This window comes from Gluconacetobacter diazotrophicus PA1 5 (assembly GCF_000021325.1).
GTDB classification, from domain to species: domain Bacteria; phylum Pseudomonadota; class Alphaproteobacteria; order Acetobacterales; family Acetobacteraceae; genus Gluconacetobacter; species Gluconacetobacter diazotrophicus.
The window spans coordinates 31,521-55,448 of sequence record NC_011365.1 but is presented as its reverse complement, the minus strand read 5'-3'; the positions used below and the strand labels follow the sequence as shown (position 1 = coordinate 55,448).

At 67.3% G+C, this 23,928-nt stretch carries 21 protein-coding genes; 3 read left to right on the top strand and 18 right to left on the bottom strand.

The window, feature by feature from the left end:
• Positions 1-85: 85 nt before the first annotated feature.
• Positions 86-682: a CDP-diacylglycerol--glycerol-3-phosphate 3-phosphatidyltransferase gene (gene pgsA / locus GDIA_RS00245; RefSeq protein WP_012552940.1), complete on the bottom strand. Its 597-nt coding sequence runs from the start codon at positions 680-682 to the stop codon at positions 86-88.
• A gap of 107 nt (positions 683-789) precedes the next feature.
• On the bottom strand, positions 790-2,679 hold the full coding sequence (gene uvrC, locus GDIA_RS00240) for an excinuclease ABC subunit UvrC (RefSeq protein ID WP_012552939.1): 1,890 nt from the start codon (positions 2,677-2,679) through the stop codon (positions 790-792).
• Positions 2,680-3,034: 355 nt separating this feature from the next.
• On the opposite strand from uvrC, the gene GDIA_RS00235 reads away from it, so the two are divergent.
• Complete coding sequence (locus GDIA_RS00235) at positions 3,035-3,826, top strand: exodeoxyribonuclease III (protein WP_173363369.1); 792 nt, start codon at positions 3,035-3,037, stop codon at positions 3,824-3,826.
• A 134-nt stretch (positions 3,827-3,960) separates the two neighbouring features.
• Here GDIA_RS00235 and GDIA_RS00230 read toward each other — a convergent pair whose 3' ends face one another.
• Positions 3,961-4,677 carry a response regulator transcription factor gene (locus GDIA_RS00230; RefSeq protein ID WP_012552938.1) on the bottom strand — a complete coding sequence of 239 codons (717 nt, stop codon included), beginning with the start codon at positions 4,675-4,677 and terminating at the stop codon, positions 3,961-3,963.
• 240 nt (positions 4,678-4,917) lie between these two features.
• On the opposite strand from GDIA_RS00230, the gene GDIA_RS00225 reads away from it, so the two are divergent.
• Positions 4,918-5,376, top strand: a complete 459-nt coding sequence (locus GDIA_RS00225; protein WP_081434690.1) for a L,D-transpeptidase family protein — start codon at positions 4,918-4,920, stop codon at positions 5,374-5,376.
• A 168-nt stretch (positions 5,377-5,544) separates the two neighbouring features.
• Here the strand turns inward: GDIA_RS00225 and GDIA_RS00220 are convergent, their stop codons facing one another.
• The 3 genes from GDIA_RS00220 to guaB form a co-directional block, all read right to left on the bottom strand.
• Positions 5,545-7,368, bottom strand: a complete 1,824-nt coding sequence (locus GDIA_RS00220; protein ID WP_012552936.1) for a cation:proton antiporter — start codon at positions 7,366-7,368, stop codon at positions 5,545-5,547.
• 116 nt (positions 7,369-7,484) lie between these two features.
• The gene (locus GDIA_RS00215) at positions 7,485-8,774 is read right to left on the bottom strand and encodes an RsmB/NOP family class I SAM-dependent RNA methyltransferase (protein ID WP_012552935.1); all 1,290 of its coding nucleotides are present in this window, start codon (positions 8,772-8,774) and stop codon (positions 7,485-7,487) included.
• Positions 8,775-8,784: 10 nt separating this feature from the next.
• Positions 8,785-10,287 (bottom strand): IMP dehydrogenase, encoded by a 1,503-nt coding sequence (guaB, locus tag GDIA_RS00210; RefSeq protein ID WP_012225362.1) that lies wholly within the window; start codon positions 10,285-10,287, stop codon positions 8,785-8,787.
• Between the two features lie 150 nt (positions 10,288-10,437).
• Here guaB and GDIA_RS00205 point away from each other — a divergent pair, with 150 nt between their 5' ends.
• Entirely contained in the window at positions 10,438-11,034 is a 597-nt protein-coding gene (locus GDIA_RS00205) for a nucleoside 2-deoxyribosyltransferase (protein ID WP_012225361.1), read from the top strand.
• 4 nt (positions 11,035-11,038) lie between these two features.
• Here the strand turns inward: GDIA_RS00205 and GDIA_RS00200 are convergent, their stop codons facing one another.
• From GDIA_RS00200 to tmk, 12 genes are all read right to left on the bottom strand, one after another.
• A complete protein-coding gene (locus GDIA_RS00200; RefSeq protein WP_012225360.1) occupies positions 11,039-11,539 on the bottom strand; it encodes a c-type cytochrome in 501 nt (166 codons plus the stop codon).
• A complete protein-coding gene (locus GDIA_RS00195) occupies positions 11,517-11,978 on the bottom strand; it encodes a c-type cytochrome (protein ID WP_012225359.1) in 462 nt (153 codons plus the stop codon). The genes GDIA_RS00200 and GDIA_RS00195 overlap by 23 nt, the downstream gene beginning before the upstream one ends.
• Complete coding sequence (gene mauA, locus GDIA_RS00190; protein WP_012225357.1) at positions 11,975-12,559, bottom strand: methylamine dehydrogenase (amicyanin) small subunit; 585 nt, start codon at positions 12,557-12,559, stop codon at positions 11,975-11,977. Before mauA ends, GDIA_RS00195 begins: the two co-directional genes overlap by 4 nt.
• On the bottom strand, positions 12,556-13,782 hold the full coding sequence (locus GDIA_RS00185; protein ID WP_012552934.1) for an amine dehydrogenase large subunit: 1,227 nt from the start codon (positions 13,780-13,782) through the stop codon (positions 12,556-12,558). Before GDIA_RS00185 ends, mauA begins: the two co-directional genes overlap by 4 nt.
• 185 nt (positions 13,783-13,967) lie before the next feature.
• Positions 13,968-15,539 (bottom strand): SpoVR family protein, encoded by a 1,572-nt coding sequence (locus GDIA_RS00180; RefSeq protein ID WP_012225353.1) that lies wholly within the window; start codon positions 15,537-15,539, stop codon positions 13,968-13,970.
• Positions 15,536-16,843 carry a YeaH/YhbH family protein gene (locus GDIA_RS00175; protein ID WP_012225351.1) on the bottom strand — a complete coding sequence of 436 codons (1,308 nt, stop codon included), beginning with the start codon at positions 16,841-16,843 and terminating at the stop codon, positions 15,536-15,538. Before GDIA_RS00175 ends, GDIA_RS00180 begins: the two co-directional genes overlap by 4 nt.
• A 19-nt stretch (positions 16,844-16,862) precedes the next feature.
• On the bottom strand, positions 16,863-18,809 hold the full coding sequence (locus GDIA_RS00170) for a PrkA family serine protein kinase (RefSeq protein ID WP_012552932.1): 1,947 nt from the start codon (positions 18,807-18,809) through the stop codon (positions 16,863-16,865).
• Between the two features lie 399 nt (positions 18,810-19,208).
• On the bottom strand, positions 19,209-19,997 hold the full coding sequence (locus GDIA_RS00165) for an MBL fold metallo-hydrolase (protein ID WP_012552931.1): 789 nt from the start codon (positions 19,995-19,997) through the stop codon (positions 19,209-19,211).
• A gap of 3 nt (positions 19,998-20,000) precedes the next feature.
• Complete coding sequence (locus GDIA_RS00160; protein WP_012225345.1) at positions 20,001-20,792, bottom strand: TatD family hydrolase; 792 nt, start codon at positions 20,790-20,792, stop codon at positions 20,001-20,003.
• On the bottom strand, positions 20,789-22,327 hold the full coding sequence (gene metG, locus GDIA_RS00155; protein ID WP_012225343.1) for a methionine--tRNA ligase: 1,539 nt from the start codon (positions 22,325-22,327) through the stop codon (positions 20,789-20,791). The genes GDIA_RS00160 and metG overlap by 4 nt, the downstream gene beginning before the upstream one ends.
• Positions 22,324-23,295 (bottom strand): DNA polymerase III subunit delta', encoded by a 972-nt coding sequence (locus GDIA_RS00150; protein WP_012552930.1) that lies wholly within the window; start codon positions 23,293-23,295, stop codon positions 22,324-22,326. Before GDIA_RS00150 ends, metG begins: the two co-directional genes overlap by 4 nt.
• Positions 23,276-23,923, bottom strand: coding sequence for a dTMP kinase (gene tmk / locus GDIA_RS00145; RefSeq protein ID WP_012225339.1), 648 nt, complete (start codon positions 23,921-23,923; stop codon positions 23,276-23,278). The genes GDIA_RS00150 and tmk overlap by 20 nt, the downstream gene beginning before the upstream one ends.
• Positions 23,924-23,928: the final 5 nt, after the last annotated feature.

Below are 23,928 nucleotides of genomic sequence, written 5' to 3'. Positions count from 1 at the left end.
CCCCTCGGCAACCCCGTTCGCCGGCAAGAGGAAGTCTGCCCATTCCTCACCGCAACCTCAAGTAGCATAGAACATAGAGATACAATCAGGGGGCGATTTTCGACACCCCGCCATTCCGGCCCACATGACGCAGCCCGGTCAGCAGGTAATCCCATCCCGTCAGGACGGTCAGCGCCGCGGCAATCCACAACAGGACGGCCCCGACCGTGCCGACGTGCATCCATTCCAGGTGCAGCAGCCGCCCCGTGCTGTCACCCGCCAGCAGGAAGCCGATCGCGGTCATCTGGATGCCGGTCTTCCATTTCGCCAGCCGCGTGACCGGAAGGCTGATACGGGTCGAGGCCAGGAATTCGCGCAGCCCGCTGATCAGGATCTCCCGCGCCAGGATGATGATGGCGGGATACAGCGACCCGAACGGCAGACGGTCGCATCCGGCCAGCATCATCAGCGACGCGCCCACCAGCAGCTTGTCGGCGATCGGGTCCAGCATCCGGCCCAGGTCGGAATATTGATGCCAGGCACGCGCCAGCTTGCCGTCCAGGTAATCGGTGATGCCGGCGGCGATGAACAGCAGGCACGCCGCACAATCCGTGACCGGAGCCCCTATCGCCACAAGGGCCACCAGAACGGGAATCGCCACAATCCGCGACAAGGTCAGGATATTGGGCAGGTCGGTCAGCATCGCGGTAACAGTACAACAACACGAGGGGGACAGGAACGGCTCTTCACGACGGTCTGATGACGAATTTGCTCACGCCTGGCAGACCGTACACCCTTCTTGCCCGTCCGTCAGGCGCCGGTCCAGCCCGGATGGAAGTGCCCGTAGACAACGCGCGCGGTTTCGCGATTGATCCCTTGCGTGGCCTCCAGTTCCGCCAGCCCCGCCTGCCGCACGCCGCGGGCGGACCCGAACTGGTTCAGCAGCGCCCGCTTGCGCGCCGCGCCCACGCCCGGGATCTCGTCCAGTTCCGATTTCACCAGGGCCTTGGACCGGCCCGCCCGGTGGGTGGTGATGGCGAAGCGGTGGGCCTCGTCCCGCAACCGCTGCAGGTAGTACAGCACCGGATCGCGCGGCGGTAACTGGAAGGGCGGCCGATCCGCCATATGGAACCACTCTCGCCCCGCATCGCGGTCCGGCCCCTTGGCGATGGCGACCAGGGTCACGTCCGTCACCCCCAGTTCGTCCAGCACGGCCCGTACTGCCGAATACTGGCCGGCGCCGCCGTCGATCAGCACGATATCCGGCCAGTCGGCCGGACTGGACGCGCCGGCAGAGTCGTCGCGCTCGCGCAGGGCACGGCTGAAGCGCCGTTCCAGGACCTCGCGCATCATCGCGAAATCGTCGCCCGGCGTGATCGGGCCACGGATCGAGAACTTGCGGTAGCTGCGCTTGTCGAAGCCCTCGGGTCCCGCCACCACCATGACGCCATAGGCATTGGTCCCCATGATATGGCTGTTGTCGTAGATCTCGATCCGCCGCGGGGGGGCATCCAGTCCGAACAGGTCGGCCATGCCCTCCAGCAGGCGCGCCTGGGCCGTGCTTTCGGCCAGCTTGCGCTCCAGCGCCTCGCGGGCGTTCGTTTCGGCGTGTTCGACCACAGCCCGCTTCTCGCCCCGCTTCGGCACCAGGATTTCGACCTTGCGGCCGCGCTTGATCCCCAGGGCATCGGCCATCAGGTCGTGTTCCGCGATCTCGCAGTTCAGCAGGATCTGCGCCGGCGGCGGCTTGTCGTCATAGAACTGCGCCAGGAACGCGCCCACGATGTCCGGCGCCGCCTCGTCGCGCGCATGGGCGGGGAAGAAGGCGCGGTTGCCGTTATTGCGCCCGCCACGGATGAAGAAGACCTGGATGCAGGAATGCCCCGCCGCCTGCGCGATCGCCACGATATCCGCGTCATCCAGCGACGCCGGGTTGATGACCGAGGAATCCTGCATCGCGGCGAAGCCACGGATACGGTCGCGAATGGTCGCCGCCCGCTCGAATTCCAGCGAGGCCGCCGCCGCCTCCATCTCGCGCACCAGTTCCTCGCGGATGCCGCCGCGCTGGCCGGACAGGAAGGCCCGCGCCTGCTCGACCAGATGGGCGTATTCCGCCTGACCGATGCGCGCGACGCAGGGGGCGGAACAGCGCTTGATCTGGAACAGCAGGCAGGGCCGCGTCCGGGACGCGAACACCGAATCCGAACAGGTGCGCAGCAGGAAGACCCGCTGGATCAGGTTCAGCGTCTGGTTGACCGCCCAGGCCGAGGCGAACGGTCCCCAGTACGACGCCCCCTTGACCGGCTTGCCCCGATGCTTGGTCACCTGGGGGAATTCCGCGCCATCCGTCAGCATGATCCAGGGATAGCTCTTGTCGTCGCGCAGCAGGATATTGAAGCGCGGCTTCATGCGCTTGATGTAGTTGGCTTCCAGCAGCAGGGCCTCGGCCTCGGTGTGCGTGGTCACGATCTCCATCGTGACCGTCTCGGACACCATGCGGCGCAGGCGCTCGGGCAGCTTGCTCAGATGCGTGTACGACGTCACCCGCCGCTTCAGGATCCGGGCCTTGCCCACGTACAGGACCTCGCCCTTCTCGCCCAGCATCCGATAGACGCCCGGGGAAAGCGGCATGGTCTGCAGGGCCAGCAGGATCGCCTCGACCCCCTTCACCGACGAGGCCGGCACGACATCGGCATCCATCAGGCGGCACGTCCGTTCATCCACCGATCATGTGGATAAGTCTGTGGAGCAGACGCTGACAGAATCGTGGGGGCGGCGGTTTTCCTGCCCCCGGCTTGAATTGCACAAAAAAACAGCACAACAATGTAATCCATTGAAGTTAAAGCATTTTATTGGAAAGCTGCCGAAGATTTCAGATGAATTTCCAGCAATCCTTTGAAAATAAGGATGTCAATCCCCCAACGTGGACAAAATCCCCTCCGCGCGATTTTTTTTGGACCGCCGCATCATCCGGGCAATGCGCCCCTTTGCCCGCCGGTGCGCACGTGGCGGATTAGATCTTGTCAGGGGACGCGTGATCGGCAATGCCACACATATGCGCATCGTCACGTGGAATATCAATTCGCTTCGGCTGCGGCTGCCGCTGCTGGCCCGGCTGGGCGCGGAGCTGCGGCCCGACATCATCTGCCTGCAGGAGACCAAGGTCCCCGACGACCTGTTCCCCGCCGATGCGATCCGCGACCTGGGCTATGTCCATATCCAGCATCGCGGGATGAAATCCTATAACGGCGTCGCCATCCTGTCGCGCGTTCCGCTGACCCCCCTGGACGACACGCCGGACTGGTGCGCCCGCAGCGACTGCCGTCACATCGCGGCCTCGTTCCCCATGGGGGGGCGGCCGGTGGAACTGCATAATTTCTACGTGCCCGCCGGTGGCGACATCCCCGACCCGGATGCCAACCCAAAATTCGCCCACAAGCTGGCTTTCGTGGACGAAGCCACGTCCTGGTTCACGGGCCGCACCAGCCACCGCACCATCCTGGTGGGTGACCTGAACATCGCCCCGCTGGAACAGGATGTGTGGAGCCACAAGCAGCTGCTGAACGTGGTCAGCCACACCCCACCGGAAGTCACGCGGCTTATGGCGTGGCAGGCCTGCGGCTTCGTCGATGCGATGCGCCATTTCGTGCCGCCCGACGAGAAGCTGTATACGTGGTGGTCCTACCGCAACCGCGACTGGAAGGCCTCCAATCGCGGCCGCCGCCTGGACCATGTCTGGATCACGCCCGACCTGACGGCGGCGCTGAAGGACATGACGGTGCTGCGCGAGGCACGGGACTGGCCCACGACGTCGGACCACGTGCCCGTCGCGATGGATTTCGCCTGACAGGGCTGCCCGCAAACGTGGGCTGATGAGCGGGAGCGTCCCAAAGGGCCCGCCTCCGCCATGTGTTTCTGCGCACCGGAGCATCCCGGAAACGCGCGCCGGATCACCACCAGCGCGCGTTTCCGGACCAATACTCAGGCGATGCGCATTCCACCCTCGGGGTCCAGGCGATAGCCGCCGCCCTCGGTCACCAGCAGCGACGCGTTGGTCGGATCGGGCTCGATCTTCTGCCGCAGGCGGTAGATGTGGGTTTCCAGCGTGTGGGTGGTGACGGCGGCGTTATAGCCCCAGACCTCGTTCAGCAGGACCTGGCGCGGCACCGGCCGCGTCCCGGCGCGATAGAGGAATTTCAGGATCGCCGCCTCTTTCTCGGTCAGCCGGATGCGGCGGTTGCGCGTGGGTTCCTGCAGCAGCTTGGCCGACGGACGGAACACATACGGCCCGATCGAGAAGACCGCGTCCTCGCTGTTTTCGAAGATGCGCATCTGGGCGCGCAGCCGGGCCAGCAGCTCGGCGATGCGGAAGGGCTTGGCGACATAGTCGTTGGCCCCGGCATCCAGCCCGCGGACCACGTCCGTTTCATCGTCCGAACCCGTCAGGATGATGATGGGGATCCGCTTGCCCTGGCGCCGCAGCTCGGCGCAGAAATCCCGTCCGTCCCCGTCGGGCAGCGTCACGTCCAGGATGATGGCGTCGAATCGCGCCCCCGGGGCATTCAGCTTGTCCCAGGCATCGGCGACCGAGTCGGCTTCGATCGCCTGGAACTCTCCTTCCAACTGCAATTGTTCGACGAGCATATGACGTAACGTCTGATCGTCATCCACTATCAGAATGGGACGCGCACCTGCCATCGAACCCTCTTTATTTTGACCGTTCCCCATCTGCGTGGGGCCGGTATCCATAACCTATATCATCCTGGCGCGGAAACGGCAGCGTCCGGAGCCAGCCACCCCGCACGGTACCTCTTTCACGACTACGCCGGTATCGTCCACTCTAGGACCGAATCCCGGGGAAAGGCGACCCGGTTGGAGGCCCCAATGATACGCGCGGTTTTAAAAACGAATACAGGCCAGGATGCACAACTGCATTGCATGGGTGAACGCATTCCGGCCCTGATTGGTGCCGCAGGAATTCGGGCGCTGAAGCAGGAAGGCGATCATGCCACGCCGACCGGCCTTCTGCCATTGCGGCGCGTCCTGTATCGCGCGGACCGCGTGCCGCCCCCGGCCTGTCGCCTGCCGGTGGAACCGCTGGCGCCCGGCGACGGCTGGTGCGACGATCCGGCCCACGCCGATTACAACCGGCCCGTCACCCTGCCCCATCCTGCCCGGCACGAGCGCCTGTGGCGGGACGATGATGTTTACAATATCGTGATCGTGCTGGGCTACAATGACGCCCCGCCCGTCCCGGGGCGCGGGTCGGCGATCTTCCTGCACCTGCAATCGCCCGATGGCCGCCCGACCGAAGGCTGCATCGCCCTGCGCGAATCGGACCTGCGCCGCCTGCTCGCCGCCGGCCTGACGGAAATCGAAGTTCCCGAACCGGGCTGATCCCGACGGAGTCTGTCTGAAAACGTGGGCTGGTGAGCGAGAGTGCCGCGAAGCGGCACGGCCGGCGTGTGTTTCCGAGCATCGCAGCGGAGCGGCCTTGATGGCCGTGAGCAGCGAAGCACAGGAAACGCGCGTCGGATCGCCGCCAGCGCGCGTTTCCAGACAGACTCACGGGGGCGACATGATGATGATCGTATCTCCGGCCAGCGGCTCGACCGGCACCTCGTCCTCGGCCGACCGAATCCAGATGGCAACGCCCTTGCGCACGGTCATGATCATCAGGCGATTGCCTTCGGCAAGGGGTTCGCCCGGGGGCGGCGTCCCGCCTGCCGCGCCGCCGGCCGGCGGCGGCGCGAAGGGGATGCTGCGAAAGCGCCAGCCCCGTTCGAACAGGGTATCGAACAGCGTGAAGTTCCATGCCGGATCGCCCAGAACCCTGCCCCGTGAATCGCGGCTCAACCCCCGGTACAGATCCAGCCGCGCCACGCCGGGGCTGACCTGGAACACGCGCTGGCGCCCGAAATCCGGCGCCAGCCGCGCGCAGACCAGTCCGTTGTAGATCGCGTCCGGCGTCGCCGCGATCAGATAGTCCGCCGGCCGTTCCTCCAGGCTTTCCAGCCCTTCGTCGGACAGCAGTTCCGCCTTCAGGATCGGGATGCCGGCGCGTGACGCGGGGGCCAGCGCGCCGGTATAGGTGTCCACCAGCATGACCGGGCACCCCAGGCGATGCAGCACGCCGGCCAGGTCGGTGGACCAGGCGCTGGCGCCGACGATCGCCAGCGCCGGTTCGTCGGACAGGGTCAGGCGCAGCGCGCGCGCCAGCGGGCGAAGCGAAAACCCATGCAGGATCATGGTGGTGGCGATCAGGGCGAACACGCCCGGCGTCACCAGGTCGGCGCTGGGATAGCCGGCTTCCTGCAATTGCAGGCCGGCGACGCCGGCGACGGCGGCGGCCACGATCCCGCGCGGCGCGATCCAGCCGACGAACAGGCGTTCCTGCCACGACAGGTTGGCGCGGATGGTGGACAGCAGGATACCCACCGGCCGCACCACGAACAGCACGGTCAGCGTCATCGCCACGATCGGCAGCGACAGGCGTTCCAGCACCGCGCGATGCAGATCGGCGGTCAGCATCACGAACAGGCACGACACCACCAGCACGCCCAGCGATTCCTTGATCCGCCGCAGTTCGGACATGCCGATGACGTGCATGTTCGTCAGCGCCATGCCGAAGACCGTGGCGGCCATCAGCCCCGCCCCTTCCATGACGAAGTTGCAGACCGCGAAGACGCTCATCGCCAGCGTCAGGATGATGGGAATGCGCAGGATTTCCGGGATCAGGTCGCGGGTGGACAGAAACCGCACCAGCACGGCCGGAAACACCCCGCAGCCCAGCGCCATCATGGTGGCGAACAGCAGGTGGGGCACGATTTCGGCCATGAACATGCCCGAATGCCGGTTGCCCTGGATCATCAGGAATTCCAGCACCAGCGTCGCCAGGATCGCGCCCACCGGGTCGTTCAGGATGGCCTCCCACCGCAGGAAGGCCGCCACCCGGGGGCGCAGCTTGGTGTGGCGCAGCAGCGGCAGCACCACCGTCGGCCCCGTCACCACGATGATGGCGCCGAACAGCCAGGATGCGCCCCAGTGCAGATGCCCGACGAAATGCGCCGCCAGCGCGCCCAGGATCCAGTTGATCGGCAGGGCCACGACCGTCAGGCGCAGCACGCCCTCGCCCGCCGCGCGCCATTGCCGGAAATCCAGCCCCAGCCCGCCTTCGAACACGATGAAGGCGACGGCCAGCGAGACGATGGGATGGAAATAGCCGCCGATCGCGGCCGACGGATGCAGCAGGTTCAGCCCCGGCCCGTACAGCAGCCCCAGCGCGAACAGCAGGACGATGGCCGGCAGCCGGAATCGCCACGCTACCCATTGGGCGCCGATTCCGCCGCCCAGCACGCATAAGATCCCGATGGCCAGATTATCCTGCATTGCGTCTCCCGACCTGTTGGGCCGCCTTGATATCCGTCAGATTACAACGCGGGCCGGGACAGCGACAATCCGGAACGATCGACCACTTTGTCATTAAAAAAGAACGTTTTTTTTGTTCAGGCCGTGCGTTCCAGGATCGCGGCGAAGAATCCGTCGGTCCCGTGCCGCAAGGGTGACAGCGCGATCATCCCATCCTGTGCCAGATCGGGCGCCAGGTCAGGCACCGTTTCCGCCCGGCGGAAATGCGGCGAGGCGCGCAGGAACGACGCGATCCGGTCCTGGTTCTCCTCGCGCAGGATCGAACAGGTGGCATAGACCAGACGCCCGCCCGGCCGCACCAGGGCGGAGGCGGTCGCCAGGATGTCGGCCTGCTTGGCCATCAGTTCGGCCAGGTCCTGCTCGGTCAGGCGCAGCCGCGCGTCGGGATTGCGCCGCCATGTCCCGGTTCCGGTGCAGGGGGCATCGACCAGCACCCGGTCGAAGCTGGCGGCCCGCCGCCGGGCCCAGCGGTCGCCCGGGACCAGCAGGTGCCGTTCCGCATTATGGACGCCCGCGCGGCGCAGGCGGCGCACCGCGCCCTCCAGCCGGGGTTCGGAGACGTCGCAGGCCACGATATGGCCGCGATTTTCCATGGTCATCGCCATGCCCAGCGTCTTGCCGGCGGCGCCCGCGCAGTAATCCAGCACCCGCATGCCGGGCCGCGCGTCGGCGGCCGCCACCACGATCTGGCTGCCTTCGTCCTGGATTTCCACCAGTCCGGACTTGAAGGCCGCCGTGGCCGTCACCGGCTGCCGCCCGGGCACGCGCAGGCCCCAGGGGGACAGGCCCGTCGGTTCGGCCATGATGCCGTCGGCGGCCAGCAGGCGCGCGGCCTCGGCCCGCGTGGTCTTCAGCAGGTTCACCCGCAGGTCCAGCGTCGCCTCGCCGGCCAGCGCCGCCACTTCGGCATCCAGGTCGGCGCCGAACGTTTCCTCCAGCCGCGGCAGCAGCCAGTCCGGCACTTCCAGCCGGACCGCACGCGGCATGTCGGGGTGGACCATGGCCTGGCCGCGCAGCCGGGTGGCCAGGTCCCGTTCCGCCGCCGACAGGGGCTGCGGCGCGTAGCGGTCCTGGGACACGAACAGGTCCTGCGGCGCCTCGCCGGGCTGGGGCATCAGCGCCAGCGCCGCGATCAGCCGCGCCCGGGGCGTGGCCGCCGCCCCCGCGCGATCCAGCCACCAGGCCAGATGGCGCCAGTGACGCAGCACGGTCCAGACACGCGCCGATATCGCCCGCCTGTCTCCGCCACCGATATAGCGTCGTTCACGGAAGAAGGCATTGGCGACGGCATCCGCCGGGCGACGGGGCGTGGCCTCCATCGCCGACAGCAGATCGATCGCGGCGGCGAGCCGCGCACTGGGGGTCATGTCGGTCCTATCAGTCGCGGCGGTAATTCGGCGCCTCGCGCGTGATCGCCACGTCATGGACGTGGCTTTCGCGCAGTCCCGCCCCCGTGATGCGGCGGAAACGCGCACGAACCTGCAGGTCCGCGATCGTGGCCGACCCGGTATAGCCCATGCCGGCGCGCAGGCCACCGACCAGTTGGTGCACCACGGCGTCCATGCCGCCCTTGTAGGCGACGCGCCCCTCGATCCCCTCGGGGACCATCTTGTGGGTTTCCTTGATCTCCTGCTGGAAATACCGGTCCGCCGAGCCGCGCGCCATGGCGCCCAGGCTGCCCATCCCGCGATAGGATTTGTAGGACCGGCCTTCATACAGGAACACCTCGCCCGGCGCTTCCTCGGTCCCGGCCAGCAGCGAGCCGATCATGACCACGTCCGCCCCGGCCCCGATCGCCTTGACGATGTCGCCCGACGTCCGTATGCCGCCATCGGCGATGGCTGGCACGTCCAGCTCATGGCACGCGGCCGAGGTTTCCAGCACCGCGCTGAACTGCGGCACGCCCACGCCGGCCACGACCCGCGTGGTGCAGATCGACCCCGGGCCGATGCCGATCTTCACGCAGTCGGCCCCGGCCTCGATCAGCGCCACGGCGGCCTCGGGCGTCGCGACGTTGCCGGCGACGACCTGGATCCGGTCATCCACCGCCTTGACCCGCGCCACCGTGTCCAGCACGCCCGAGGAATGGCCGTGCGCGGTATCGACGACCACGACATCCACCCCGGCCTCGATCAGCGCCCGGGCGCGGGTGAACCCGTCCTCGCCCACGCCGGTCGCGGCGGCGCAGCGCAGGCGCCCCATCTCATCCTTGTTGGCCAGCGGGTGCAGGACCGCCTTTTCGATGTCCTTGACGGTGATCAGTCCGACGCAGCGCCCTTCGTCATCGACTACCAGCAGCTTCTCGATCCGGTGGCGGTGCAGCAACTGCCGCGCCTGGTCGTGGCCGACATCGGCGCCGACGGTCACCAGGTTTTCCCGCGTCATCAGCGAATCCACGCGCAGGGCGGGATCGGTGGCGAAGCGGACGTCGCGGTTGGTCAGCATGCCGACCAGCCGCTTGGTCTCGCGCTCGATCACCGGCAGGCCGCTGATGCCGTGGCGCGACATGATCGCATTGACGTCGGCCAGGGTCTGGTCGGGCCACACCGTCACCGGATTGACGACCATGCCGGATTCGAAACGCTTCACGCGCCGGACCTGCTCGGCCTGTTCCTCGACGCTCAGATTCTTGTGGATCACGCCCATGCCGCCCTGCTGCGCCATGGCGATGGCCATCGCGTCCTCGGTCACCGTGTCCATGGCCGAGGAAATCAGCGGGATATTCAGGCCGATGCGGCGCGTCAGGCGGCTTTTCGTCGAGGTCTGTCCGGGCAGGACATTGGATTCCGCCGGGACGACCAGAACGTCGTCGAACGCCAGCGCCTCGCGGATGCGATCGTCGACGCGCGGATGGGATAGCGGATTATGGGGCGAAGACATCGTTCTGGAACCTCATCAACCATTGCATGGGTCCCAGAGCCTCGGGTACCCGACCGTTGGCGCTTCCACATAAGATGCGAATCGGGTCGTGGCAAGGAAAAGACGCACGGGGACGCGGCCCGATGGATGGGATGAGGGAACTTTCGGGGCATGGGCACGAACAAGACCGTCTATCTGGCCGGCGACCTGGTCTTCCGGCCCGGCGCGATCGCGATTTTCGACCGGCTGCGCGTGCTGTGCCGCGCGGCGGGGGTCGAGGGCGTGGCCCCTTTCGACGGCCAGGCCGGCATCGAATCCCTGCCCCCCGGCCCCGAGACGATGCTGAAGATCGTCATGGCCGACCGCGCCCTGATGGATCGCTGCGCCGGCGGGATCTTCTGCATCGACCCGTTCCGCCGCGCCGCCGACATGGACCCGGGCACGGCGGTGGAAATCGGCTACATGATGGCGCAGGGCAAGCCACTGGCCGGCTATACGACCGATGGGCGCCCGTATCCCGAGAAGGTGCGCGCATATCGCCGCGCCGCCTGGGGCGACGATCTGCGCCCGCGCGTCACGCATGACGCCCCGGTCGGGTCCGGCGCGGTCGAGGACAGCGACGGCATCCTGGCCCATTCCGAGGGCATGCTGCAGAACGGAATGGTCGAAGGATTCATCCACCTGTCCGGCGGGCACGTCGCCGTGCGGGACGACCTGTTCGACGCCTTCCGCATCGCCATCGCCGAGCTGGCGCGCCGCCTGCCCTGAAGCGTCAGTAGGTGCCGGAACGCCCGCCGGAATGCCCACCGGCTTGGGCCGCGCAGGCCGCCGTCGCCCGCGCCCACACCGCCGCTCGCACCGTCGGCAGGTCGGTCGTGTCCAACGGGTGGCCGCGCAGGGCATGGATTTCGCGCGCGGTGAAGGGCGCCGTGCCCCGGGGCGTGCTGGCGCCCCCGAGGTCGAACAGGACGAAATTCATCACCTGCGCCATCAACGCGTCGTCGCGGATCAGCGACATCGACACCCCAGGCACCTCCAGCAGATAGGACCGTCCTTCCGCCGTGCAGGTCAGCACCCCGATCCGGTCACGCAGGGTCGGAATATAGGTCTGGCCCGACTGGCCCTCGATCCCGTGACATCCGCCGCATTTGGTCAGGTAGGTCGTGCGGGTCCGGTCCAGCGCCCGGGCTGCAGGCCCCGGCGGAAGAAGACCGGCCACCGCAAGAACCGCGATGACCGGCCAGACCGACTTACGGAAGGGGATGCGCCGCATTCAGCGTCTTTCGGGCCGCGGCCACGGCCGAGGACGACATCGGCGCCGCACGCGCCGCCGCCAGATCGGCCGCCGCGAAGACCGGGGCGGGCTTGGTCGAACCCAGCGACGACAGATAGGTCAGGATGGCCGCGATCTGGTCGTCGGGCAGGCTCTTGAAGCTGGGCATGAAGCCGACATAGGTCGCGCCCCCCGCCTGGATCGAGCCGGCCAGGCCGTTCACCAGCACCTGGGTCACGTATTTCTTGCCTTCGGGGGTCGAGGCGATCTTGTCGATCCGGTTCGCCAGGGGCGGAAACTGGCCCGGCGCGCCGACGCCGCCACCCTGGTGGCAGATGCCGCAATTGGCCCCGTACAGCGCCTGGCCATCCGGCGCGGCAAAAGCGGTCGTCGCCCCGGCCAGGGACAGAGTGGCGGCCAGGGTAAGGATTTTCTTCATTCAGCGGTTCCTACGATTGCGGCTGTCGAGCAGTTATAGAGAAGCGAGCCGGTCCCGAAACACCAGATGATGTCGTTATTGGCCTGCGGGCGATAGGTCGGCAGGTCGCCGTCGGTACCCAGGCAGTTCTGCTCGTTGCAGGCATCCTGCCCGCAGCAGTCGCGATAGGCGATCAGGTACGACCGGCGATCCTGCGGGTTGAAGCAGGTCCCGATCCACGAGGTCGGCGACGGATGCGTGCCGGGCGGGCAGCTATGCACCCCGCCGCCGCAGGTGGTGCACAGATTGCCGTCGATGGCGCAATACCGCCAGTAATCGCACTTCGTGTCGTCTTTGGCCTGCGCCTTCGCCGCGAAGGGTGACGGGGCCGCCGACGGGGCCGCGGGCGCGTCCGCCGCCCGGGCGTCGCCCCGCCAGACCGGCAGCAGCGGAAAGAGCGGGACGGACGCCGCCCAGCCGCCCAGCCGCGCCAGCGCGCCGCGTCGCGAGGACCGGCCCGCCAGATAGCGGGCCAGCCGTTCGGTCAAGCGATCGAAACCGTTGCGCTCCATGTCGTTCCGGGTCTCCGTCACGCGCGTCATTCCCCTGGTGCCACGGTGAAGATGAGCGCTTCGCCCAGGTTCCTGATCGTGCGTACCGGCGCGCCGGTGGCGCCGTCCAGCACCGTCAGGTCCCCGGCTTCATCGGTCAGCATGATGCGCGAGGCCGCGTCCTGCGTCACGCCGACCATCATGCTGGGCGCCGCCAGATGGATGCGCCGCACCAGCTTGCGGGTCTTCAGGTCCAGTTCCCACAATTCGGTGCCCGCGTCCTTGTGGGTCCAGAACGGACCCCGATGCATCAGGATAAACAGGTGGGAATCCCGCGCCCGCACCGCCGCCAGTTGCCACCCGCCCGGCCGCCACGTCACCGCGAACGGGGCCCGCGCGTCGGAGGCCGGCTTCAACCCGGCAGCAGCCTGGATCGACCACGGCGCGCCGATCTTCGACTGCGGCCCGAGCGTCGTGTCGTAGACCAGCCCGCTGTAGGAAATGAACCAGACATGCCCGCTGGCCGCGACCTGCGGGCTGTGTTCGAAGACCGGGTCGCGGTCGGGCACGAAGAAGGGCGCGGTATGGGTCAGGCTGGGTGTGGCCGTCTTGTCCAGCGCCACGTTGGCCAGCGATCCGTCACCGCAGATCGAGGAGAACCCCGCCCCGCCCCACGGATAGACCAGCGCGCAGCCGGGTACGTCCACCGTGCGCACCACGTCCTTGCGCGCCGCGTCGAAGACGTGGACCGAATTGGTCGGGCTGGTATCGTAGACATAGACGTAATGCCCGTCGGCGCTGACAGCCATGTCGGCCTTCTTCGGCGTGATCAGCGCGCGGCTGGGCAGGTCGATGTCCAGCGTCGGTTCCAGCGTCAGCGGATTGTACGCCACCAGCATGTCGTGGCGCCTGCCGCGATTGCCCCGCTCCCACGCCGTCTCGGCGACGTAGAACGTCCTGCCCGCCGGGTCGGCGGCGACGTTGGCGTTATACGCCGCCTGGACCATGCCCAGCAGCTTGCCGCTGTCCAGGTCCACCACATAGACGCGCCCGTCCTTGCTGTGACGGTACACCCCGTCCTGCACCAGGACCCGATGCGGGCCGCCGGGCGGGAGCGTCACGATGTCGCTCTCCTCGGTCTGCAGGATGGGTTCGGCCGCGCGGGCCCCCGACGGGGGGACGAGGGGCTGGAGGATCGCCGCGCCCAGCAGGGCGGCGACGGTCAGCGGGGCGGCCAGAGGGCGGATGGCACCGTAACGCCGCTCAGAGGGCATGAAGCCGTCCGGCGGGGGAATGCGACAGCGTGATCATCCGGCAACCTTGTTTCTCGCCACACCAGCATCGTATCGGGAATCGGGCCGCGCACGACCGATCGCCTCCCGTTTCGATCTCCATTCGATACAAATTTTCGCAGGCGAAGGCCAGCCCGTTTTCCCGATCCGCCGGGACGTGCCCGGCGTTATGCGGATGGTTTGGCCGAATGGGTGGTGACGACGGTTCCGGTCTGGCTGTCGATTTCCTTCAGGATGACGCCATAACCCCATAATAATGCAAGATAATCGAGCGTCTGCCGCGCATCGCCGGGCTGGAGCATCTGGCCGGTGCGGCTGCGATGTTCCAGCACCAGGGTGCGGTCGCCCAGCAGGTCCACATCCACGATCTCGATTTCGGTATAGAACGTCCCGGGATCGTAGGTCAGCGCCACGCTGCGGCGGATGTCGCGATATCCGGCCTCGTCATGGATCGCGTCGACCAGCAGGTAGGGCTGGCTGGTGTCGTCGCGCAGGCGGAACATGCGGAAATCCCGGATCACCTTGGGGGAAAGGAATTGCTGGATGAAGCTTTCATCCCGGTATTCCGCCCAGGCATGCCGCAGGGTGCCGATCGGGTCGCCGTTGCCGGCGATATCGGGGAACCAGGTCCGGTCCTCCTCGGTGGGTGTCTCGCAGATCCGGGCGATGTCGGTCATCATCGCATAGCCCAGCGCGTAGGGATTGAAGGACGGTCCGCCGCCGGCATCGAAACCGGGCTGGCTGATCACATTCGATGTGGAATGGATGACTTCCAGATACGCCGCGTCGTCGATCCGGCCCAGTTCATGCAGCCGGCGCATGATGTAGGAATGCACCCAGGTGGCGCAGCCCTCGTTCATCATCTTCACCTGGGGCTGCGGGTAGAAATATTGCGCGACCATCCGCACGATCCGGATGATCTCGCGCTCCCACGACGCCAGGCGGGGGGCGTTCTTTTCCAGGAAATAGAGCAGGTTTTCCTCGGGCAGGCCCAGCAGGCGCCGTGCCAGGGCGCCCTCGGCCTGCCCTTCCTCGCCGGCCGGTTCGGTGGGCAGGGTGCGCCACAGATCGTTGAACATGCTGTCTTCATAGGCGCGCCGTTCGCGCGCGCGCTGCTGCTCGGCCTTCAGATCCAGCTTGCGGGCGCCCGAATGACGGTGGACGCCCTGGTTCTGCAGGGCGTGGGCGGCATCCAGGATTCGCTCCACCGCGCGCACGCCGTGCCGTTCCTCGCACCGCGCGATGAAGCCGCGGGCGAATTCCAGGTAGTCCAAAATCTCCGACGGGTCCGTCCATTCGCGGAACAGCCGGTTGTTGCGGAAAAAATGGTTATGGCCGAACGCGGCGTGGGCGATGACCAGCGCCTGCATCGTCGCCGAATTTTCCTCCATCAGATAGTTGATGCAGGGATCGGAATTGATGACGACCTCGTAGGCCAGGCCCATCAGTCCGCGGCGATAGGCGTTTTCATGCCCGATGAAGCGCTTGCCGAACGACCAGTGCTTGTACCCCAGCGGCATCCCGTGCGAGGTATAGACGTCCAGCATCTGTTCGGACGTGATGATCTCGATCCGGTTGGCATAGAGTTCCAGCCCCAGTTCCTTGTCCGCGATCTCGGCGATCGCATCGTAGCAATCGCGGAGGATCTGGAAGTTCCAGTCATTGCCGGAATAGAGCAGGCCGCCCGGCCGGGCGCCGCCCCCATCCCCACCGCCTTTGGGCGTGATCTGGTTCATCATGCCTCCGCCGTGTCGTGCTGTCGGGAAAACAGTTCGCGGAAAACGGGGAAGATTTCCTTGCGGTCGCCGACCTGCCGGATCGCCAGGTGGTCGTTTTCATCCGCGATCGTCCGGTAGCTGCGCCACAGGTCGGTCTCGCCACGGATAACCGCCCCCGAGCCCGTGATTTCGATATAGGCATAGTACTGGACCGCCGGCAGGATCTCGTCCCGCAGCAGGCTGGCGGTCCGGGTGGTGTCGGACGACGCATTGTCGCCGTCCGACGCCTGCGCGACATAGATGTTCCAGCTTCCCGACGGAAAGCGCTCGCGCTGGATGCTGGACATCAGTTCCAGCGCCGAGGACACGATGGTCCCGCCGGTGCGCGGATCGTGGAAGAAGGTTTCCTCGTCCACCTCCTCGGCGCTTTCGGCGTGGCGGATGAAGACGATTTCGACCTTCTTGTACCGCCGCTCCAGAAAGACGTGCAGCAGCAGGAAGAACTGCTTCGCCAGGTCCTTCATCCGCTCGGTCATCGAGCCCGAGACGTCCATGATGCAGAACATCACGGCCCGCGTCGCCGGCTGCGGCACGACGGTATAGCGGCGGAACCGCAGATCGACCGGATCGACCCACGGAATCCGTGCCAGGCGCTGGCGCAGCGTGCCCCGGCGTTCGCACAGGGATTCCAGTTCGTCCAGATCCTCGGTCCCCAGGGGCCGGCGGTCCTCCAGTTCGGCGATCCGGGCCTCGATCTCGCGCAGGTCGTCGGGCTTGGGACGGCCCAGCCCGATGCGCCGGGCGATCGACCGCCGCATCGTCCGCCCCAGATCCAGGTGCGACGGCGCGCCCTCGTTGCTCAGCCCGCTGCGGGTGGGCTTGCTGGTCTCGGTGGCCGCGATCTCGCGCTTGACCAGGTCCGGCAGTTCCAGGTCGTCGAAGAACAGGTCCAGGAATTCGTCGCGGCTCAGCACGAAGCGGAAGGAATCCTCGCCGCCCCCCTTTTCGCCGCCCTGCCCTTCGCCGCCACCGCCCTGCCCTACGCCGCCCGGCGGGCGTTGCAGCCGGTCCCCGCGCGAGAACTCGCGGTTACCGGTGAGCACGATCTCGCGCACACCCTCGGAAAAGACGCGGTGGAAGGTGGGCTCATGCAGCGCGTCCGACGGGATCGACACCGCATTTCCCTGCCCGACCTCCCTGATCTTGCCGCGCGCGACCGAATCGCGCACGGCCTTCTGCACGGCGGCACGGGCGCGCTGCAGCACGCGCCGCCGATTTTCGATATTCTTCCCATGGGGATTGGGACGTCTGTCGATAATATCCACTGGGCGACACCATTCCCGTTCACGCAGACTGCTTGACCCGCATGTACCACTCAACGAGCCTGCGGACCTGTCGTTCCGTATATCCGCGCGAGACCATCCGCTCGACGAACTCGTCATGCTTGCGCTCGGTTTCCCCGTCCTTCTTGGACCCGAAGCTGATGACCGGCAGCAGGTCCTCGACCTGGCTGAACATCCGTTTCTCGATCACGTCGCGGATCTTCTCGTAGGACGTCCATGACGGGTTGCGTCCCCCATTGCCCGCCCGCGCGCGCAGCGAGAACTTGACCACCTCGTTCCGGAAATCCTTGGGATTGGCGATGCCCGCCGGCTTCTCGATCTTGGTCAGCTCGGCGTTCAGCAGTTCCCGGTTCAGCATCTGCCCGGTATCGGGGTCCTTGAAATCCTGGTCCTCGATCCATGCGTCGGCGTAGTCCAGATAACGGTCGAACAGGTTCTGGCCGTAGTCGTTGTAGCTTTCCAGATAGGCCTTCTGGATCTCGTGCCCCAGGAATTCGGCGTACCGGCCGGCCAGTTCCGACTTCAGGGTCGCCAGGTAGGTGGCCTCGACCTCGGGCGGGAACTGCTCGCGCCGGACCGCCTGTTCCAGCACATACATCAGATGCACCGGATCGGCCGAAATCTCGGCCGAATCATGGTTGAAGGTCGCGGACAGCACCTTGTAGGCGAAGCGGGTGGAAATCCCGTCCATGCCCTCGTCCACGCCGGCCGCATCGCGATATTCCTGCATGGTGCGGGCCTTGGGGTCGGTCTCGCGGATGTTTTCGCCGTCATAGACCCGCATCTTGGCGAACTGCGCCGAATTCGGGTGCGGCTTCAGCCGCGACAGCACCGCGAAGCGGGCCAGCATTTCCAGCGTGTTGGGCGCGCACGGGGCCTCGGCCAGGCTGGAGGACTGGACCAGCTTTTCATAGATCCGGGTTTCCTCGGTCACCCGCAGGCAGTACGGCACCTTGATGACGCAGACGCGGTCCAGGAAGGCCTCGTTCGTGCGGTTGTTGCGGAAGGTCTGCCATTCGGCCTCGTTCGAATGGGCCAGGATCACGCCGGTGAACGGGATGCTGCCGATATTCTCGGTGCCGACATAGTTGCCTTCCTGCGTCGCGGTCAGCAGGGGGTGCAGCATCTTGATCGGCGCCTTGAACATCTCGACGAATTCCAGCAGCCCCTGGTTCGCGCGGTTCAGGCCGCCCGAGAAGCTGTAGGCGTCGGGATCGTTCTGGCTGAAATGCTCCAGTTGCCGGATATCGACCTTGCCCACCAGGGCGGACACGTCCTGGTTGTTGTCGTCGCCCGGTTCGGTCTTGGCGATGGCGATCTGGCGCAGGCGCGAGGGATGCAGCTTCACCACGCTGAAGCGCGACAGGTCGCCGTCGAACTCCTCCAGCCGCTTCAGCGCCCAGGGGCTGGCGACGCCGCCCAGCAGCCGGCGGGGAATGCCGTACCGCTCCTCCAGCACGCCGGCCATGCGGTCGGGATCGAACACGCCCAGCGGGCTTTCGAACACCGGGCTGATATGCCGCCCGGCCTTGAGCACGTAGATCGGCTCCTTCTCCATCAGGGCCTTCAGCCGTTCGCCCAGCGACGATTTGCCGCCACCGACGGGGCCGAGCAGATAGAGGATCTGCTTGCGTTCCTCGAGCCCCTGCGCCGCGTGCCGGAAGAAGCCGACGATCTGCTCGATCGTCTCCTCCATGCCGTAGAAATCCGAGAAGGCGGGATAGATCCGCAGGGTGCGGTTCATGAAGATGCGTGACAGGCGCGGATCGCGGGACGTATCGACGGTTCGTGGCTCGCCGATCGCCTTGAGCATGCGTTCCGCCGCGGTCGCGTAGCAGGACGGGTCCGTGCGGCACTGTTCGAGATAGTCGGACAGACTCATCTCGACTTCGCGGCGCTGGTCCCGCATCGCGGTCGCCAGAGAAAACACGTTGATATCAGAAACCATCGGCAGATGTCTCCGAACCGTCGCCAGGATCTGTCACGACCCTGGTCGACCATGTATCATGGACAATGTTCCCGGGGCGGGGTGCGATCCCCGTCCGGGGAGAAGCGTCAGCCTTGTGTTGTCGTCAGTCTGCCATTCAATGCACATCCCCCTTCAGGTGGCGGGCCCTTTTCAGGCGGGTTGGCGCGTCACGGCCCCGGATCGGGGCGATTCGGCCAGGCGGATCGGCCAGGGCGAAATCGCGGGATGACGGGGCAGCGGACTCTCAGGGTCGTCACAGCCAACGGTATCGCTCCCGCCGCGTGCGATTCAACCTAAATCGCGCGTCGCTGCAAAATGCTCGGCAGCCTGCACGGGTTTTGCAAAACCGGGGTCGGCGGCCCGGGTCAGTGACCCGGGTCAGTGAAAGGCGACGCGCATGCCGTCGAACGCGGCCTCGACCCCGTCCGGCAGGTTGGCCCGCATCCAGGCCCAGTCCATGTCGGGGCCCATATGGGTCAGGATCACCCGGCGCGGCGCGATCCGGGCCCGCCATTCCAGGACCCGGTCCAGCCACGCATGCGCGCTATGGGCGGCAGAACGCTGGAAGCAGTCCACCACCCAGGTTTCGATCCCGGCCAGCGCCGCGAACGCCTCGTCCGGCAGTTCGACCACGTCGGTGGAATAGGCGATCGTGCCGCAGCGCACTCCCAGCGACAGGGTGCGGCCGTGTATCTGCTCGAACAGGCGCAGATGCAGGCCCGCGACCTCCAGCGTCTGGCCGGCATGCACGACATGCGGCACCACCACCGGGCGATAGAATCCGGGCGGGGACCAGGGGCGAAACGCGTAATTGAAGCGGTTTTCCAGGTCGGTCAGCACCGGGGGCGTGCCATAGACCGGCAGCGGCCGGTCGATCACCCGGTTGATGGCGCGGACCTCGTCCAGCCCCGCGATGTGATCGGCATGGGCGTGGGTGTAGAGGATCGCGTCGAACCGGTCGATCCGCTGGGCCAGCAACTGGTCACGCAGATCGGGGCCGGTATCCAGCAGCACCGCCCCGTCCCCGCCCCGCAGCAGGACGGATGCGCGGGTGCGGCGGTTGCGGGGTTCCGCCGGATCGCAGACGCCCCAGTCGCCAGCGCCGTCGGGGCCGCCGATCATCGGCACCCCCGCCGACCCGCCGCATCCCAGGACGATCAGTTCCATCGGTCAGGCCGCCCGGCTGAACAGCCGGTGGAAGTTCGCGGTCGTGACCTCGGCCAGGCTTTCGGGCGTCATGTCCCGTACTTCCGCCAGCCGGCGCGCCGTGTGGGCGACGAAACCCGGCTCGTTCTTGCGCCCCCGCTGCGGCACCGGGGCCAGATAGGGCGAATCGGTTTCCACCAGCAGCCTGTCCTGGGGAATGTCCCGTGCCACGGCACGCAGCGCATCCGATTTCGGAAAGGTCAGGATACCGGAGAAGCTGACATACCCCCCCAGTTCCAGCCCCACCCGCGCCAGGTCGGGACCCGAGGCGAAGCAGTGCAGCAGGAAGCGGAACGGGCCGTGGGACTCCACTTCGTCCCGCAGGATCTCGGCGACATCCTCATCGGCATCGCGGGCATGGATGACCAGCGGCAGGTCCATCTGCCGCGCGGCCGCGATATGGGCGCGAAAGCGCGCCTGCTGCAACGGCCGCACGGATTCGGCCCCGTGAAAGTAATCCAGGCCCGTCTCACCGATTCCCACCACGCGCGGATCGTCGGCCAGGGCCACGATACCGGCCGCGTCCGCGACCGTGCATTCGTCCACATGGTCCGGGTGCGTGCCCACCGTGCACCACACCCGCAGGTCCGGGCGGCTGAAGCGGGTCAGGTCCTTCTGCTGCGCCGCGCGCGACAGGCGGGTGCCGATCGTCACCATCCCTTCGACCCCGGCCTGGCGCGCCCTGTCCAGCAGGTCCGGGATCTCGTCATCCGTGAAATGGTCCAGATGGCAGTGCGAATCGATCAGTCCCGTCATTGCGCCTCGGCCTCCACGTAACGGGGAAAGATCCCCTGCGGCGGCGGCAGGGCGCGTCCGCCCGGCAGCGGCGTGGCCAGGGACGCGAAATCGCGCTCGTCCTCCGCCACGCCAAGCTGCGTCAGCAGCGCATCCATGCTGCCGGGCATGTAGGGCTGCAGCATGGTGCCGATGCCGCGCAGGGCATCGACCAGCACGCGCAGCACCACCGCCATCCGGTCGGGATCGGTCTTCTTCAGCGCCCACGGGGCCTGGCGGTCGATATAGGCGTTGCAGGCGCGGATGACGCGCCAGACCTCTTCCAGCGCGTCGGTCAGGGCGCGGCGGTCGATCTGTTCGTGCATCAGGGTCGGCAGCAGGTCGGCCTGCGCCAGCAGCGCGATGTCGTCGTCGGTCCGCGTGCCCTGCTCCGGCAGCAGCCCGCCGCAATTGCGCGCCACCTGCGACAGCGTGCGCTGCGCCAGGTTGCCCAGGTCGTTGGCCAGTTCGACATTCATCCGGTTGATGATGGCCTTGCGGCTCAGGTCGCTGTCACCGCCGAAGGGCATTTCGCGCATCAGGAAGAAGCGCACCGGGTCCAGGCCGAATTCCGCCACCAGGTCGCGCGGATCGACGACATTGCCCAGCGACTTGCTCATCTTCTCGCCCTCGATGGTCCACCATCCGTGCGAGAAGACGCAGTCCGGCAGGTCCAGACCCGCCGCCATCAGCAGCGCCGGCCAGTAGATGGCGTGGAAGCGGACGATGTCCTTGCCCACCAGGTGCAGGTTCGCCGGCCAGAAGCCCGCGCGCGGGTTGCGGGCGTCGGGAAAGCCGATCGCGGACAGGTAGTTGGCCAGCGCGTCGACCCAGACATACATCACGTGATCGGCATCGCCGGGCACCGGAATGCCCCAGCGGAAGCTGGTGCGGCTGATCGACAGGTCGCGCAGGCCCTGGCGGACGAAGCTTGCGACCTCGTTGCGCCGCGACGCGGGCTCCACGAAGCCCGGGCGGGTTTCGTACAGGTCCAGCAGCCGGTCGGCGAAGGCGGACAGGCGGAAGAAATAGGACGGCTCGCGGACCCATTCGACCGGGGCGCCGGTCGGCGCGACCCGGGTGCCGTCGGGCTGGGTAACCAGTTCGTCCTCGTTATAGAAGCTTTCGTCGCGCAGGGCGTACCAGCCCTCGTACGCACCCAGGTAGATATGGCCGTTCGCCGCGATCCTCTCCCACAGGGCCGTGGCGCCGGCGATGTGACGCGGTTCGGTGGTGCGGATGAAATCGTCGTACGAGACGTTCATCACGTCGTACATCGCGCGGAAATCGGCTGAAACGCGGTCCGCGAACGCGATCGGGGCCAGGCCCGCCGCCTGGGCGGCCTGTTCCACCTTCTGGCCGTGTTCGTCCGTGCCGGTCAGGAAGAAGACGTCGAAACCCGCCAGCCGCTTGAACCGCGCCACGATGTCGGCGGCGACCGATGTATAGGCGTGGCCGATATGGGGCGCCCCGTTCACATAATAGATCGGTGTCGTGACGTAATAGCGCCGGGTCATATTCCACTCACCAATGTCAGGCCGCTCAGGATGGCCTGATGTTTATCCAGATTGAACTGTTCCGTCTCGGCCCGCAGATGGACCAGACGACGCCAGAGATCGACCATGCGGTCGGCCGGCCTTTCCGCCGGGATCGTGCCGCGCACGGCGGCGCGGGTGCGCACCGATATGGCATCGCACAGCAGATCGAAGAAGACGGAAAAGCCATTCTCCCGCTTCAGGACCGCTTCCGCAATCTCGTACATCTCTCCTTCCCGCATGGCTCCCGGGCCTGCCGGCGCGTCCATCACGCGCGCGACCAGGGCGCCCAGCGCGCCGCCGTCACCCGCCAGCAACGCCAGCGCCCGGCCCGGCGATCCATGGGCCAGCGGCACGACGCGCGCGATGTCGTCGGGGGCCGCGTCCTCGACAACCGTGGACAGGACGGCATGCATGTCGGCGGGCGACAGCGGGCCCAGCTTCAGCGTCCGGCACCGGCTGCGGATCGTCGGCAGCAGGCGCCCCGGCGTGGCGCAGGTCAGGATCAGGATGGCGCGCGGGGGCGGTTCCTCCAGCAGTTTCAGGATCGCGTTGGCGGCGCTGCGGTTCATGTATTCCGCGCCGTCCACGATCACGACGCGCCAGCCATCCTCGGCTGCCGTGCGGTGCAGGAACTGGCCGATCGGCCGCACGTCGTCGGCCACGATTTCAGCGCGCAGGCGCTGCCGCTTTTCATCCACCCCCCGGGCGATGGTCAGCAGGTCGGCATGGCTGCCGGCGGCGATCCGCCGTGCGGCGGGACTGTCGGGGTCCGTCCCCTTCAGCAGCAGCCGCGCCATCCAGAAGGCCATCGTCGCCTTGCCGATGCCCTCGGTGCCGGTCAGCAGCCAGGCGTGATGCAGCCGCCCGGTGCGAAGCGCGTCCTCGAACGCGCGTCGCGCTTCCTGCTGCCCCACCAGGTCCGGAGCGTCACGCGGCGCCGGGGGCATCCGTTTCCAGCCTTGCGTCCACCAGGCGGGCGATGTCGCCCGCGACCACATCCACCGGCCGGTCGGCCGCGATCGTGACGCAGCGCCCGGCCTCGGCCCGCGCGATGGTGTCGAATCCGTCCGCGACGCGGGCGTGGAAGGCTTCGTCGGCGGCCTCGTACCTGTCCGCCGGGCCGCCGCGCGCGCGCAGGCGGGCCAGCGCGCCGGCCCGCTCCAGCATCAGGACCAGCGTCAGGTCGGGCGCCAGCCCCACCTGGGCGCCCAGCACCGCGATCAGGTGCAGGATCCCCGGATCGGCGCGACCCAGCCCGTAGCCCTGATAGGCCAGGGTGGAATCGATGAAGCGGTCGCAGATGACGACCGCGCCGCGCGCCAGCGCCGGGCGGATCAACTGGTCCACATGGTCGCAGCGCGCGGCGAAATGGGCCAGGATCTCCGCCCGCAGCGACAGGTCGTGCCCGCCGAACAGCAGCAACTGGCGCAGGGCCTCGGCCCCCGGGGTGCCGCCCGGTTCGCGCGTGCGCACCACCTCGCGGCCGGCGGCGCGCAGATGCGCCTCCAGGCGCTGCGCCTGGGTAGATTTCCCCGCGCCCTCGCCCCCTTCGAAGGTGATGAACAGGCCCGCCACGGAAC